The organism is Streptomyces sp. TG1A-8, assembly GCF_030499535.1.
In the GTDB taxonomy this organism is placed as follows: domain Bacteria; phylum Actinomycetota; class Actinomycetes; order Streptomycetales; family Streptomycetaceae; genus Streptomyces.
Genome location: NZ_JASTLB010000001.1, coordinates 376,178 through 389,646 on the forward strand (window position 1 = coordinate 376,178; position 13,469 = coordinate 389,646).

The 13,469-nt window shown below is 69.4% G+C and carries 14 protein-coding genes; 4 read left to right on the forward strand and 10 right to left on the reverse strand.

Annotation, left to right across the window (positions count from 1 at the left end; genetic code table 11):
* The first annotated feature begins 81 nt into the window (after positions 1 to 81).
* Positions 82 to 1,284: an IS110 family transposase gene (locus QQY24_RS01685; RefSeq protein ID WP_301970849.1), complete on the forward strand. Its 1,203-nt coding sequence runs from the start codon at positions 82 to 84 to the stop codon at positions 1,282 to 1,284.
* An 85-nt stretch (positions 1,285 to 1,369) separates the two neighbouring features.
* Here the strand turns inward: QQY24_RS01685 and QQY24_RS01690 are convergent, their stop codons facing one another.
* The 10 genes from QQY24_RS01690 to QQY24_RS01735 form a co-directional block, all read right to left on the reverse strand.
* The gene (locus QQY24_RS01690) at positions 1,370 to 2,599 is read right to left on the reverse strand and encodes an MFS transporter (protein ID WP_301970850.1); all 1,230 of its coding nucleotides are present in this window, start codon (positions 2,597 to 2,599) and stop codon (positions 1,370 to 1,372) included.
* Between the two features lie 450 nt (positions 2,600 to 3,049).
* Positions 3,050 to 3,802, reverse strand: a complete 753-nt coding sequence (locus QQY24_RS01695) for a phytanoyl-CoA dioxygenase family protein (RefSeq protein WP_301970851.1) — start codon at positions 3,800 to 3,802, stop codon at positions 3,050 to 3,052.
* Between the two features lie 174 nt (positions 3,803 to 3,976).
* Positions 3,977 to 4,483, reverse strand: a complete 507-nt coding sequence (locus QQY24_RS01700) for a TfuA-like protein (RefSeq protein WP_301970852.1) — start codon at positions 4,481 to 4,483, stop codon at positions 3,977 to 3,979.
* A gap of 169 nt (positions 4,484 to 4,652) precedes the next feature.
* Positions 4,653 to 5,954, reverse strand: coding sequence for a YcaO-like family protein (locus QQY24_RS01705; RefSeq protein WP_301970853.1), 1,302 nt, complete (start codon positions 5,952 to 5,954; stop codon positions 4,653 to 4,655).
* Positions 5,951 to 7,939, reverse strand: coding sequence for a prolyl oligopeptidase family serine peptidase (locus QQY24_RS01710; RefSeq protein ID WP_301970854.1), 1,989 nt, complete (start codon positions 7,937 to 7,939; stop codon positions 5,951 to 5,953). The genes QQY24_RS01705 and QQY24_RS01710 overlap by 4 nt, the downstream gene beginning before the upstream one ends.
* Positions 7,940 to 7,943: 4 nt before the next feature.
* Positions 7,944 to 8,810 (reverse strand): cupin domain-containing protein, encoded by an 867-nt coding sequence (locus tag QQY24_RS01715; RefSeq protein WP_301970855.1) that lies wholly within the window; start codon positions 8,808 to 8,810, stop codon positions 7,944 to 7,946.
* A 4-nt stretch (positions 8,811 to 8,814) separates the two neighbouring features.
* Positions 8,815 to 9,579 carry a cupin domain-containing protein gene (locus QQY24_RS01720; protein WP_367657970.1) on the reverse strand — a complete coding sequence of 255 codons (765 nt, stop codon included), beginning with the start codon at positions 9,577 to 9,579 and terminating at the stop codon, positions 8,815 to 8,817.
* Between the two features lie 177 nt (positions 9,580 to 9,756).
* On the reverse strand, positions 9,757 to 9,882 hold the full coding sequence (locus QQY24_RS01725) for a hypothetical protein (RefSeq protein ID WP_301970857.1): 126 nt from the start codon (positions 9,880 to 9,882) through the stop codon (positions 9,757 to 9,759).
* A gap of 79 nt (positions 9,883 to 9,961) precedes the next feature.
* Positions 9,962 to 10,855 (reverse strand): transketolase family protein, encoded by an 894-nt coding sequence (locus QQY24_RS01730; RefSeq protein ID WP_301976103.1) that lies wholly within the window; start codon positions 10,853 to 10,855, stop codon positions 9,962 to 9,964.
* A 46-nt stretch (positions 10,856 to 10,901) separates the two neighbouring features.
* Positions 10,902 to 11,621 carry a thiamine pyrophosphate-dependent enzyme gene (locus QQY24_RS01735; protein ID WP_301970858.1) on the reverse strand — a complete coding sequence of 240 codons (720 nt, stop codon included), beginning with the start codon at positions 11,619 to 11,621 and terminating at the stop codon, positions 10,902 to 10,904.
* On the opposite strand from QQY24_RS01735, the gene QQY24_RS01740 reads away from it, so the two are divergent.
* Genes QQY24_RS01740 through QQY24_RS01750 form a run of 3 tightly spaced genes read left to right on the forward strand, consistent with a single transcriptional unit; the run spans position 11,620 to position 13,298 of the window.
* Complete coding sequence (locus QQY24_RS01740; RefSeq protein WP_301970859.1) at positions 11,620 to 11,760, forward strand: hypothetical protein; 141 nt, start codon at positions 11,620 to 11,622, stop codon at positions 11,758 to 11,760. The two genes, QQY24_RS01735 and QQY24_RS01740, sit on opposite strands and share 2 nt — an antisense overlap.
* Positions 11,757 to 12,749, forward strand: a complete 993-nt coding sequence (locus QQY24_RS01745; RefSeq protein ID WP_301970860.1) for an aldo/keto reductase family protein — start codon at positions 11,757 to 11,759, stop codon at positions 12,747 to 12,749. The genes QQY24_RS01740 and QQY24_RS01745 overlap by 4 nt, the downstream gene beginning before the upstream one ends.
* Before the next feature lie 15 nt (positions 12,750 to 12,764).
* Positions 12,765 to 13,298, forward strand: a complete 534-nt coding sequence (locus QQY24_RS01750; protein WP_301970862.1) for a GNAT family N-acetyltransferase — start codon at positions 12,765 to 12,767, stop codon at positions 13,296 to 13,298.
* The last annotated feature ends 171 nt before the right edge of the window (positions 13,299 to 13,469 follow it).

Consider the following 13,469-nt stretch of genomic DNA (forward strand, 5'->3'; position numbering starts at 1 on the left):
GCAGGTCTGCATAACGTGGATGCGCGCATACGACGCCAACGCCCTGGCCAGCACCGCACGAACCCCGTTCCGGAGGATGGGTTGGACGACATCGACGACGTGGGCGTCTTCCTTGGCTTGGACGTCGGCAAGAGCGCCCATCACGGGCACGGTCTCACCCCGGCCGGCAAGAAAGTCTTCGACAAGCAGCTGCCCAACAGCGAGCCGAAGCTGCGGGCTGTCTTCGACAAGCTGGCCGCGAAGTTCGGCACCGTGCTGGTCATCGTGGACCAGCCCGCTTCCATCGGAGCCCTGCCCTTGACCGTCGCCCGGGACGCCGGCTGCAAGGTCGCCTACCTGCCCGGACTCTCGATGCGGCGGATCGCCGATCTCTACCCGGGCGAGGCGAAGACCGACGCGAAGGACGCCGCGGTGATCGCGGACGCCGCACGGACCATGCCGCACACCCTGCGCTCGCTCCAGTTGACCGACGAGATCACCGCCGAGCTGACCGTGCTGGTCGGCTTCGACCAGGACCTCGCCGCCGAGGCAACCCGCACCTCCAACCGGATACGCGGCCTGCTCACCCAGTTCCACCCCAGCCTGGAACGCGTCCTTGGCCCACGCCTGGACCACCAGGCCGTGACCTGGCTGCTGGAACGCTATGGATCCCCCACCGCGCTGCGAAAGGCCGGTCGCCACAGGCTCGTTGAGGTGATCCGGCCCAAGGCCCCGCGCATGGCCGCCCGGCTGATCGACGAGGTCTTCGACGCGCTCGACGAGCAGACCGTCGTGGTCCCGGGCACCGGCACCCTCGACATCGTGATCCCGTCCCTGGCCCGTTCCCTCGCGGCCGTCCACGAACAGCGACGAGCCCTGGAAGCGCAGATCGGACAGCTGCTGGAGGCTCACCCTCTTTCCCCGGTCCTGACCTCGATTCCCGGGGTCGCGGTCAGGACCGCCGCCACGCTGCTGGTCACCGTCGGCGACGGGTCCAGCTTCCCCACCGCCGCTCACCTGGCTTCCTACGCCGGCCTCGCCCCGACGACCAAGTCGTCCGGGACCTCGATCCACGGCGAACACGCACCCAGAGGCGGCAACCGGCAACTCAAACGCGCGATGTTCCTGTCCGCGTTCGCCGCCCTGCACGATCCCGCCTCCCGCACCTACTACGACCGATGCCGGGCCCGCGGAAAGACCCACACCCAGGCGCTTCTCCGACTGGCCCGCCACCGCACCAGCGTGCTGTTCGCCATGCTCCGCGACGGCACCTTCTACGAACCCAGAACCCCACGCCTCGCTTGACGAAAGACATAGAGGCACCCCCCCGCTCTGACCGGCCGTGCCGAAGCGGCTGGCGGACCACGGCGAGCAACCCCCGCCGGCGAGGTCAAGCGGACGCCGCTGTCAGCTTGCTCCTGCGGGCCCACCGCACGGCGGGTCCGATCGCGGCTGCGCCGGAAAGGAAGATCAGGCACATGGTGAGCCACCCCGAAGAGCCGTGGCGGATCACGAGGAACGAGACCACGGCCGGTCCGACGGTGGCCTGAACGACCATGTGGAGATGGAATGCTCCCAGGTACTCCCCTTTCGCCGACTCGGGGGCGAGCCCGAACCCGAGGCCGAACGCGCTGGACGACTGCCACAGCTCGGCGAACGTGAAGAGGAGAACCGCTGCCAGCGCGAAGAGGCCTGCGGCCCATGCCGTGGTGATGTTGCCGATCACCAGGACGAGGCATCCTGCCACGCTGATCAGCCCCGCCCTGCGTGCCGCCCCGACGGAGCCGTCCAGGGTCTCGGATCCCCTGGCGCACTTCACCTGGAAAAGTACGACCAGGATGGTGTTCAGCACGAAGACGACAGGAATGACACTGCGGGGAAGCTTGTCACTGGTCACGAGCCACAGCGGAATTCCGACCATGAGGACCGCGCTGTGCAGAGCCAGCAGGCTCGATGCGCCGATCACGCTGAGGAAGGACGTGTCCTTCAGCGCCCGGAACCGGGACACGCGTTCCGTCCCGGGCGGCGGGACAGGGGTGGCGGGCAACCGCAGCACGAGTCCTGCCGCCAGCAGGAAGGAGAGGGCGTTGCCCAGAGGCAGCGCCTGCATGACGGAGCCCCCCACTCCGATGAGGGCAGCAGCCACCAGGGCACCGACCGAGAAACCGACGTTGAATACCGAACGCAGGGCCGCGCGTGCACTCACCCGGTCGTCTTCCGGTACCAGTTCCATGATCAAGGTGTGGAACAACGGGCCACTGCCCCACTCGAGCGCTCCGACCAGGCCCACCACCGCGAAGAACGCCGGCAACGAACCGACTGCGGGGTAAAGGCAGTAGGCCCCTGCGATCGCCAGCATGCTGAGGAACAGCAGACGCCGAGCACCGATCCGATCGGCGGCCATACCCATGAGCACGCTGGACACGAACCCGGAGAAGCCCGCGAGTGAGAACCCGAGACCGACCTGGGCGGCAGGAAGGTCGGTGACCACGATGAAATAGACAGCCGAGCCGGAGGTGAAGATACCGCCGCCCACGCTGTCGAGGAAGTGCAGCGCGCCGAGCGTCCTGGCCGGGCCGTTCAGCGAGGCATAGTTGTTGCGTACGAAAGAAACGATCAAGTTGATCTCCGTGGCATGTCGGGCGGACGGGGATCGCCGAGGATCACTGAGCGCCGGGTTCTGTTCGGTGCGGGCCCGGCTCCCGGGCCGCCGCCATCAGCACCGGGGCGACCGCACGACTCGCACCTCGAAGCCGCTGGTCTCGCCGCGGGTTCGGCCGCGGCGGGCCGAACCCAGTCCACCGCACCGCACGGGACACGGTCCGGGCGCTCCGGGACGAGCCGCGCCCGGATCCGCCCGCCGGAGGTCCACGAGTGGGACGTCGTGGGCACGGCGCTTGCCGGTGTCGGCCGGTCTCCCCGTGCGGAGGCTCTCCTTCCCCTCGTCCCCGCCCCCGCGTCGCCGCGCTCGGCCGGCCCCGGGGCGGAGCCGGCCTTCGCCCCAACCGCCCGGCCGTGGTGCGCGCGTCAGGTGCTGGGCCGCGGTCCGCGGCAGCAGCGGGGCTCGACCTCACGGGAGCCTCGGGAAGTCGTCGTCCGGGAAGGGGATGCCCTCGGGGACGCCGCCCACCTCGGTGAGGGGCTGGCCGGCGGGGCGCTTGCGAGGGTCGTAGCGGGTGTCGGCGTCCATGTAGACGACCACGTGGGCGATGCGTGGGTCATCGGTGCGGTTCGGGGCGGCGCTGTGGGCGGTGAACGCGTGGTGGAAGGTGCAGTCGCCGGCCCTGAGGGGGACGGTGACGCGGGGTTCCCAGAGCAGTTGCGGAGCGACCCGCATCAGGTTGTCGGCGTCGTGCACGTCCTGGCGGCGCAGGCCGTCGAGGCGGTGTGAGCCGGGAATGAAGGTCATGCAGCCGCGCGCCGCGGGTACATCGACGAGGGCGACCCAGGCGGACAGGGAGTGCCGGGAACCGAGGTGCGGCCAGTAGGGCTGGTCCTGGTGGAACTCGGTGGCGGCGCCGTTGTGCGGTTCCTTGATCAGCAGATGGTCGTGGTACAGCCGCAGCGGGATGCCTGCCAGGGCGGTGGCCGCGGCGGCCAGGACGGGGCTGAGGGTGAGTTCGCGGAGGGTGTCGTCCTGCTGCCAGACCTGCGCCACGCGGGTGAAGGTCGGATCGGCAGGAAGGTCGCTGATACGGTCCCGGGCCGCCAGTGCCGCTTTGGCGTAGCGGGAGGCGTCGTCCTTGTCGATGATGTTGGGGATTCGGACGAACCCGTCGCGTCGGTAAGCGGCGATCTGATCTTCAGTCACGGAGTTGGTCATGCGTTCTTCCTGCCGGAATCCGTAGAACGGGGTCAGGCCCCTTCGCAGGGCCTGTGCATCCCCATGCGGTGAGACCGAGTGGGTGGACGGTCTGGTCGGGATGGCCGCGGTAGGGGACGTCAGCGGCGCTGACGCCGGCCGCCCGCGAACGTCCGGATGACGTGGCCCTGCGTCTCAGGACAACGCCGCTTGGACGGCTTCGAGGGCGTCGAGCCTCTTGCGGTCCCAGTGGTCGAGACGGTCAGCGGCGAAATGCGCTTCCAGGGCCGCCGCGGTGCGCCGGGGAAGCCCCCGTTTCCACTGCTTCAACAGAACGGAATGCCGTCTGTTCCGGAAGTTCAGGGACTTCGCGATCCCCAGCGCACTGCTCGCCTCCTCGGCGGAGATCTCTCCCTCCTTGGCCTTCTCCCCCAGCAGCCAGCGGACGTTCACCAGGGGAATGGTGACGGGGGTGAAGTCCTCCGGGTCGTAGAGGAGCGCCACATCGCCGTCGGACTCGATCGAGCCGTTCAGGTACTGCGCGTAGACCCAGCCGCTGCCGGTCATCCCGATCGTCCGGCACTCCACGGCCCGCAAGGCGCCCATCGAGGACGCGCCGGACAGCGGTTGCCCCGCGAACAGCAGGGCCCGCACCTCGGTGACGCTCACCGCGAGGCTCTGGCCGAATTCCCCGTCCAGCATGATGATCTTCCGGGGGACTCCGCGCCGATGAGGGCCAGCAGGTCGTGCCGGCGGACCGGGGGGCGCAGGTCGAGCGTCCGGTTCCGTTCACCGGCGAGGGCGTGCAGCCGTGTGAGGTCCGCCGGGCGCAGCGAAGGGCCCACGAACACCGTGACAGTGGGGCCGGCGGTCATGACAGGGGCTTCGCAAGGCCGGCCCGCACCATCTCGCGGTGCAGGCGTGTGCCCAGTCTCGCGCGATCGTTGTGGTAGACCTCGAGTCCGGGAACGATCACCTTGGTCACCGAGAAGGGAAGGTCGTCGGGCGCCAGTTCCGTCGCGAAGACCAGCGGGAGCCCGGCGCGTTGCAGTCCGGCCAGGACCACGTCGAGGTCGCCGTCCGTCGTGCCGGTGCTCGAGCTCTCGATCACGTCAAAATCCGCTGTGGGCCGCCCGCTGCTCCAGATCCTGTACATCTCCTGCAGGGCTTCGTAGGACGAGTGCCGGCGATAGGCCTGTCCCGTGAAGTCCTCCCGTGCGCCCGCGATGACCGCGAGTCTCGACTGGGCCGCCTCCGTCAGCGCGCGGGTCACCGCGACGACCGGATCGAGATGACAGCCCGCACCGCCGTTGAAGAGCATGCCGTCGCCGGCCTGGGTGTCGTCGGTCGTCGCGAAGAACGTCGGCACTCCGATGTCATTGGCATAGGCGAAGACCTGGACGTCGACCCCTATCCGGTGGAATCGCCCGACCAGTTCCCCGGCGGCGTCCGGCAGCGAGGACAGCTGGATGTTCCAGCCGCTCTTGAGGGTCTCGCCGAATGCCGTGCAGTCGTGCTCGATGGTCTCGAGCAGTCCGTGCAGCAGAGCTTCCTGGGGACTGTTGCCCACGGCGAGGCCGATGGTGTTCGAGCGGAACATCCCGCACTCGTTCGGGAAGGGGACGAAAACCGCGAGAGCGGGAATGAGGACCTCGGCGTTCGAGACCAGTTCCCGCACGGGCCACCAGCCGATGGACGCGTTCTCGGTCCAGGTGTGGCCGCGCTTGAGGATCAGGCGCCGCGGATCGAGGGCCGGGACACCCGCGTCGCACAGCTCGGCGTACGAAGCCCGGAGCGGGGGCTCACCCGCCCGCTGCTCGCACCAGGTCCGTTCGATCGCCTCCATCATGGCCGACACCCGGGCCGCGGCCGCGGTCATGCCCTTTCCGCTGGTCACCGTGTTGAGCCCCGGTGCCGCGGTGGGACGGAAGCTGTTGAAGACCGGGATGCCGAGGTCGTCGAGCTCGGTGACGTCGGCGATCCGGGTTATTCCGCACCGGGTGAAGCTGCTCCGGGCCAGCGCCTCCGTCTCCTCCAGCGTGCGCGTCCGCAGGGAGGTGCCGCAGGCGGTGGCGGGCGCGTCCCCTGCGGGCGGGAACCAGTGGATCCGGTCGAGGCTCGCGGGAACACCCGCAGGAAGAGCCGTGGGAACACCCGTATGAACGATCGTCATCTGACGCTGAAGTCCTTTCTGGCTGACCGGTCGCCGAGCGTCTCGCGACATGCTTGGGCGACCCACCGGTGCCAGGCGGCGGCATTCGCGGGTCTGAGGATGCTGTGCCCCTCGTGCGGGACGAGCATGAGCTCGACGTCCACACCCTGGGTTTCCAGCGTCCGGTACATGGCCCGTGATTCGCCGACCGGCACGTGGGTGTCCTCGCACCCGTGGGACAGGAGCACCTTCGTCCGCGGCGGGACGGCCTCGAGCGAGAGGCTCTCCGAGCGGTAGGACGGCGACGAGTCCACCGGGCCGTACTCGCGCAGCCAGTGCCAGTGCAGGTCGCACGCCCGGGCCACCGCGGGGAAGTCGGCCCAGCCGCAGTGGCTGACGATCAGGCGCGGTTCGGGCAGGAGGGTCCCCAGTGCCAGCGACAGGAAGCCGCCGAAGCTCGCTCCCATCACCGCCACCCGCTCGGCGTCGAGACGCGGATCGAGCAGCGCGTCCCTGACCTGCTCGGCGGCCACGGCGGCCACCTCGGAGGTCCATTTCCCCCACCCGCGCTCGATGGCGTCCTGGCCGTACCCGACCGACAGGGGAGGGTCGGGCATCAGCACCGCGTACCCGTCGGCGACGAACGGCCAGGGGTTCCACCGCCAGGACCAGTCGGTCCAGCTGAGCATCGGTCCGCCGTGGCACCAGACCAGGACGGGCAGTTCCCCGCTGACGTCCTCGGGCAGGCAGAGCCAGCTGCTCCAGCCGACTCCGTCGGGTGCCTTGTAGGTGAGGCGCTCCATCCTTCCCCGGGGGGTGGCCGCGGCGGCCGGGGCGAAGATCTCCGTCCGGGTGGCTTCCGGCGTGGGAAGCGCGAGCGCCACGACCGAGGGGGGCGACGCGATGGAGGAGCAGACGACCAGGGCCTCGCCCGCACGGGCCGTCACGGAGAGCGTCGAGCCGCCGGTGTCGATCCGTGTGACGGCGCCCGTGTCGATGGCGATCCGCCAGAGGTGGCGCTGCCCGTCCTCCTCTCCCGTGCAGAGGAGGTTCTTCGGGTCCTGCCAGCAGCGGGGCTGCAGCCAGTCGCGGTGTTCCTGGCCGACCTTGCGGACTTCGAGTCCGTCGCTCGACACCAGGGCCGCTTCCTGGCGGGGCGCCCTCCCGGGGACCGCGATCCGTTCCGCGGTACAGGCGAACCAGGCGCCGTCAGGGGAGGGAACCGTGTCGCTCAGGTCGTCGTCGGCCCATACCTGCCGGGCCTCGTCCGGCGTGGCCGGGGAGAAGAGGAGCAACCCGTAACGACGGTGGCCGCCGGGAAGGAAGCGGACCAACCCCGCGGCGCAGCGGCGGCCGTCGGGGGTCAGGGCGACCTGCCCGGACAGCCGGGTACGCCGGTCGAGGGGCAGTTGCAGCAGTTCCGGCTCGGCCGGGTCGTCGTCCAGGGACAGTCTGACCAGCTTGAGCACCTCGGTGCCGAACTGGTGGCTGGAGCGCGGCCAGAGGTCGCCCTCGACGGTCACCGCGGTCAGGCCCTCCCGGGCCAGCTTCTCCCGGCGGACTCGATCCGACGCGAAGGAGTCCGCCTCGGCGTGCACCCAGGCGGCCGCGACGGCCGTCCGCCCGGCGGCGGCGTAGCCCACCACGTCGCGAGCGGTGCCGAGCAGCGCCGCCGGTTCCTGCCCCTCGCGGTGCCGCCAGAGCGACCGGCCGCTCACGGAACCTCCCGCTCGCGGTCGCCGGTCCGAGAGGAAGAGGTAGTCGTCGTCACCGAGAACGGTCACCGACGAGGCACCCGCGTGGGCGTGCCGCAGGGTCGGCCGGCCGTCGCCGTCCGAGGAGTAGCCCAGCACGAAGGGAACGAGGTCGGGACGGTTCTCCCGCTCGATGTCGGATTCGACGAGAAGACGGCTGCCGAGTCTGTGTGCCGTCTTGAGCCGCTGCTGTGCTCTGATGAGTTCGTACAGAGCGGTCCCGGCGGCGCCTTCGGTGGTGGGCTCGCTCACGGTCCTAAGCCCTGCCTTCGCGTTGCCGGAGCAGCACGGCCTGTTCCGCCAGCGCTCCGCGGTCGTGGCCGGCCAGATGCGCGCGCAGCTCGGTCCGGAGCCAGGCGACCTTCTCCTCCAAGGACAGGAAGTGATGCGTTCCCGCGATCCCTGCCGCGGCGGGGCCCTTGAGGAACGTCGCCAGGGCCAGCTCGGCGAGGTCCCGGGCCGTGGGCTGCTGGAGGGAGATCACCAGGTGGAGCGCGTCGGCGCCGCACGGGGCTCCTTGCCGCACCTGTCCGGCGGGGACGTAGAGGATGTCGCCGGCTTCGGCAACGGTCTCGGACACGTGCTCGCCCTCACCCACGGACCAGCGCATCCGGCCTTCCAGCTGAACGGTGAGGGTGTGGGCGCCGTCGGCGTGGGCGGGCACCCCGCCGGATCCGGCGGCGCAGAAGTACGCGGCAGCGCCGGCCTGGGCACGGCACTGGGCACGGAGCGAGTCGACCAGTGCGCCGACCCTGCCGTTCCAGTCCTCCAGCTGGTTCAGCACGAAGACGTGGCCGGAGGCGACCAGTTGTCGCACCGCGGCCGGTTTCGCGTACCCCGGCCTGGGCTTCGTCTGGACGATCCGGGTCTCGGTGATGCCCGAGACCGTGGGGGTGGTGCCCTCCCGGAGGACGCCGAAGTAGGGAGCGACCAGCGAGCCGCAGTCCAGCTCGCGCCAGACGTCCGCCGTGGAGAGCAGCGCCTTCGCCCGCCCACAGCTGAACGTGGCCGTACGGACCCCCCACACCTCGCTGAGGAACGACTCGGCGTCGCCGACGAGGTCGGCGAGGTGCTCGGGCGCCCGGGTGGTCTCTTCCGCCGGTGAAGAAGCGTTGATCGTCATCGGTTCAGGCTCTCCGGTTCCGCATGCGCATCACGGCCGCGTTCACGAGTGCTTCCGGGTCCACCCGGTCCAGGTGGTCGAGCAACGCGCTGGTCACCGCCTCGGCCTTGTCCTCGGTGGAGATGCCGGAGGTGAGGGAGTCGAGGCGGTCCGCCTCGTCGCCGAAGCCCTCCATCAGGGACTCGACGAGCTCCAGCGGAGCCGGCTCCGTGATGGTCAGGGTCAGGTGAAGCGAGGTGCCCGTCCGGGCCGTCGCGACATGGGGGATGCCGTGCGGCAGGTAGAGGACGTCCCCGGGCTCCATGACGAAGGAGTGCGAGTGGCTGTCCGCATCCAGGTCGGGCAGGAGCCCGCCACGGGAGTCGACCTTGTCCGGGGCATCGTAGATGCGCCATTCCTTGGCGCCCGCGATCTGCAGGGCGAGCACATGGGACGGGTCCCGGTGCGGAAGCATGCCGGTGTTGTCGCACGGGGTGTAGAAGATGTACGCCTTGAGCTCGGCGGGGAGCCTGCTCTCGATCTCGTCCATGAGCTGCCGCGTCGGCAGGTGCCAGTCTTCGAGCTGGCTCAGCTTCATCGTGGCACCGCCGTCCAGGAGCTTCCGGACCTTCTTGGCGTCGGCGAAGCCGCTCACGCTCTGGCCGCGGACGTTCCTGGTCCGGGTGAAGTCCGAGATCGCGGGTTGGATCCCCTCTTTCAGGAGCATGAAGTACGGCCAGCGGAGCAGTCCGACGTCGAGTATTTCCTGAATGGCAGTCTCGTCCAGCATTCCCGCGACGGGAGAAGCATTCTTGAACAAGCCGTGTTTCTTGTTCCAGAAGGCATCCATGAGATCGACTTCATCAATGAGGCGAGTAAGTGGATGCACAGTTCCCACGAGAATCCCTATCGGTCAAATGGAAACCATTCGGAGACGACCCGGAGGCCGTCTCCGAATGGCACGCTCTCAGGCCTCGTTGATGACGCCGATGACCATCGGGCGCTCGTGCTCGGACAGCTCCGCGATCTCGGCCTCGGCCTCGGCGATGATGACCTCTTCGTTGGTGGCGGAGAGCTTGTCGTTGATGGACATCGAATACCCCTTTTCCTGATGATCGACTTCCCGTCGAACAACGGGCTTAGAAATATTAGATAGGAGTGTTGATCTCGCGTCAAGAGGCAAGAAATGAAGCAATTTTCTGACGCAGTCCCGCCGGGCCCAGGCCATGCGCGATAGCGTGCTGCCGCGGCGATCCGTAGTTCCTCAGCTCTTCTTTCGCGACTCCAAGAGCGAGGGTTCTGTGCGGCCTGTCCACAAGGGCGCCAGCGACTTCGGCCGCCGATGTCCCCGCCAGGTAGGGCTCGACCAGGACGACGGAGGCCACCGCTTGCTCGCGCACCGCCGCGCGCAGTCCCTCGCTGTCGAAGGGGCGGATGGTGGCGGAGTAGAGGACGGTGACGTCGAGGTGCTCGGTGGCCTGGAGCACCGCGTCGGCCAGGGGACCCACCGCGAGGACGGTGGCCCGGGTCCCCCGGCGCAGGACCCTGAAACGCCGCCCGGAGTCCAGACCGTACGGCTCGGCGTTCGACTGGTTGGACAACCGGACGTAGACAAGTCCGTCGCCCGTCGCGGCCTCGCGCAGTTGCGCCTCGGCCTCGTCCGGGTGGCCCGGCACGTGGATGGTCCAGTGGGGCAGCGTCGACAGCAGCGCGACATCGCCGGGCGACTGGTGGGACCGGCCGCTGCTCGCCATGTCGTAGGAGGCGCCTGCGCTGACCAGGACCGCGCCCACGTCCTGGTGGTTCAGGTCGAGCTTGATCTGCTCGAAGGGCCGCTCGATGAGGAAAGGAGCGAAACTGTGGGCGATCGGCCGCATGCCCGCCAGCGACAGGCCGCCCGCCACGCTCACCAGCAGCTGTTCCCTGATCCCCAGGTTGACGACCCGGTGGGGGTGGTTCTCCCTGGCCGCGCGGAACAGCCCCGCGGTGAGGTCGGCGGTCACCAGTGCAAGGTTCTCGTGGACGTCCAGCAACTCTGTCGTGACATCGACGAAGCGCTCGCGCATGATGCCGGCCAAGGACACTCCTCCGGATAGCTCTGATATCTGTGCGTCAGCGGTCGCCCGCGGCACCCACATCGGCGACGACCAGACCGGGCCGGCCGGGGTGCGGAGCGGTGAAAGCCGCTTCCAGCGCGTCGTGGTCGCGGCCGTCGACCCGCCGGGTCGCCCAGCCTTCGGCCGCGAACCGCGTCTCCAGACCGCCGGGCCACCCCTGTGTCGCCGAGTGGTTGTCGATCACCACCGCGTTGAGCCGGTCCAGACCGGCACGCGCGGCATAGGCGACCGCTTCGTGGTTCGACCCCTCATCGAACTCGCCGTCGCCGAGCAGGACCCAGAGCCGGGAGTCGGTGAGTCCGCGTGCCCGCAGCCCCAGCGCCGTTCCCACCGCGAGCGGCAGTCCGTGTCCCAGCGATCCGCTGGAGATCTCGACACCGGGGACGAGCGCACGGTCGGGGTGGTAGCCGAGCGGCGACCTGAACGCGCCGAACATGTCGAACAGTTCGGGCTCGAAGAAGCCCTTGGCGCACAGCACCGCGTAGTAGGCCTGCGGACCGTGGCCCTTCGAGAGGTAGAACCGGTCGCGGTCCTCGCGCATGGAGGGATCGACCTTCAGGACCCGGTCGTAGAGGACCCAGAGCACGTCCATCGTCGAGGTCGCGGCTTCGGAATGCTTCTCGTCCCCGGTCATCCTCGACATCAGCCCGGTGAGGTCTCCGAACCCAGACGGGGCCGGCTCCGCATCCCGTTCCCGCGTCAGGTCATCGCGCATGCTCGTCCTCTCCAAGGCCAAGCGAGAACGTACACCTGTTCTGGTCAACGGCGACCTCGAACTGGCGGGTTGGCCGAAATCATTCGGCGAGATCGCGCCATTGGCTGATTATGGCCGGGCGTACACTGCCGAGCCATGAAGCATCGAACACTTGGGCGTAGCGGGCTGAAAGTAAGCGAAATCGCCTACGGGAGCTGGATCAGCTATACAGAGGGATCTGCCGAACGAATCGCCCGCGAAGCGCTCGAGCAGGGCATCACGACCTTCGACACCGCCGATGTCTACGGTGGGACCCGGGCGGAAGTCGTGCTCGGTCGCGCTCTGGAGAGCGTGCGCCGGGAGTCCGTCGAGATTTCCACCAAGGTCTTCTCCCCGATCGGACCGGGGCCGAATGACCGGGGGCTGTCCCGCAAGCACATCATGGAGGCGGTACACGGGTCGCTGCGCCGGCTCAGGACCGATTACATCGACCTCTACCAGGCGCACCGCTTCGACGAGCGGACCCCGCTCGCCGAGACCCTGCGCGCCTTCGACGACCTGGTCCGGCAGGGGAAGGTCCTCTACGTAGGGGTGTCGGAGTGGACGGCGGGCCAGATCTCCGAGGCCCTGGAGCTGGCCGACCGGATGGGGCTCGACCGGATCATCTCCAACCAGCCCCAGTACAACCTGGTGTGGCGGGTCATCGAGGAGGAGGTCATCCCGCTGTGCGAACGCGAGGGGATCGGCCAGCTCGCCTGGTCACCGCTGGCCCAGGGCCTGCTGACCGGCAAGTACCTGCCCGGCCGGCCGGCCCCCGCCGGATCGCGCGCCGCAGGGGCGGCCGCCTCCCAGTTCGCCTCGGGGGCGCTGACCGACGACGTGCTGGCGCGCGTCGCCCAGCTCGGCGAGGTCGCCGCGGACCTCGGGCTGTCCATGCCCCAGCTGGCCATCGCCTGGGTGCTGCGCAACCCGAACGTGGCGTCCGCGATCGTCGGCGCGACCAAGCCCGAGCAGATCGCCCAGAGCGCCACGGCCTCGGGGGTCGAGCTGGACGACGAGACCGTCGAGCGCATCGACCGCATCCTTGGACCGATCGTCGAACGCGACCCCCGCAGGACTCCGGCGCAACCGACCGACTACGGCAACTGACAAGGCAGAACACCCGTGAGTTCCACGTTGATCCGCTTGATCGAGCCCTCCGACGGCCCCGTGCTCGCCGGTCTGCTCTCCCGGGACAAGCAGGCGTACGCACGCTGGCTGCCCGCGAGGCCCGCGGAGTTCTACACGCCCGACGGCCAGGCCTCGGTCGTCGAATCCCTCCTGGCCTCCCACGACAAGGGCCTCGCGTGGCCCGGCGTCATCGTCTGCGACGGGACCGTCATCGGGCAGGTCACCATCAGCTCGATCCTGCGCGGCCCGTTCCAGAAGGGGTTCCTCGGCTACTGGATCTCCTCCCTCCACCAGGGACTCGGGCACACGAGCCGTGCCGTCGGCCTGGCACTGCGGATCGCCGAGGACGAGCTGAACCTGCATCGGCTGGAGGCGCACACCCAGTTGGAGAACCTCGCGTCCCAGGCGATCCTCCGCAAACACGGGTTCAGTTCCTGGGGCATCGCCCACGAGCACTTCTACGCCGACGGCGCATGGCGCGACGAAGTCTTCTGGGAGAGGAAACTGACCGGCGGGCCCGCCTCCTGAGGGTCGTCCCGCAGCTGCTGGTCACGGCCGTGGTCAGGGGCGGGAACCGCACGGCCGCCGGGTCGGCCGTCCCGCTCGGCGGCCGGCGGTGTGCGTGCCCGACGGGGCGCCGGCCGGCGCCCCGGTCCGGGCCGGCGGGGCGGTGAGGTGAAACTCACCGAGTGGACCACG

What these genes read in the sequence shown, in the direction of transcription:
- QQY24_RS01695 (WP_301970851.1), bottom strand. Translation starts at nt 3,802, where the DNA reads ATGACCAACTCCGTGACTGAAGATCAGATCGCCGCTTACCGACGCGAC.
- QQY24_RS01745 (WP_301970860.1), top strand. Translation starts at nt 11,757, where the DNA reads ATGAAGCATCGAACACTTGGGCGTAGCGGGCTGAAAGTAAGCGAAATC.
- QQY24_RS01735 (WP_301970858.1), bottom strand. Translation starts at nt 11,621, where the DNA reads ATGCGCGATGACCTGACGCGGGAACGGGATGCGGAGCCGGCCCCGTCT.
- QQY24_RS01715 (WP_301970855.1), bottom strand. Translation starts at nt 8,810, where the DNA reads ATGACGATCAACGCTTCTTCACCGGCGGAAGAGACCACCCGGGCGCCC.
- QQY24_RS01725 (WP_301970857.1), bottom strand. Translation starts at nt 9,882, where the DNA reads ATGTCCATCAACGACAAGCTCTCCGCCACCAACGAAGAGGTCATCATC.
- QQY24_RS01720 (WP_367657970.1), bottom strand. Translation starts at nt 9,579, where the DNA reads ATGCTGGACGAGACTGCCATTCAGGAAATACTCGACGTCGGACTGCTC.
- QQY24_RS01740 (WP_301970859.1), top strand. Translation starts at nt 11,620, where the DNA reads ATGCTCGTCCTCTCCAAGGCCAAGCGAGAACGTACACCTGTTCTGGTC.
- QQY24_RS01705 (WP_301970853.1), bottom strand. Translation starts at nt 5,954, where the DNA reads ATGACGATCGTTCATACGGGTGTTCCCACGGCTCTTCCTGCGGGTGTT.
- QQY24_RS01700 (WP_301970852.1), bottom strand. Translation starts at nt 4,483, where the DNA reads ATGCTGGACGGGGAATTCGGCCAGAGCCTCGCGGTGAGCGTCACCGAG.
- QQY24_RS01730 (WP_301976103.1), bottom strand. Translation starts at nt 10,855, where the DNA reads ATGCGCGAGCGCTTCGTCGATGTCACGACAGAGTTGCTGGACGTCCAC.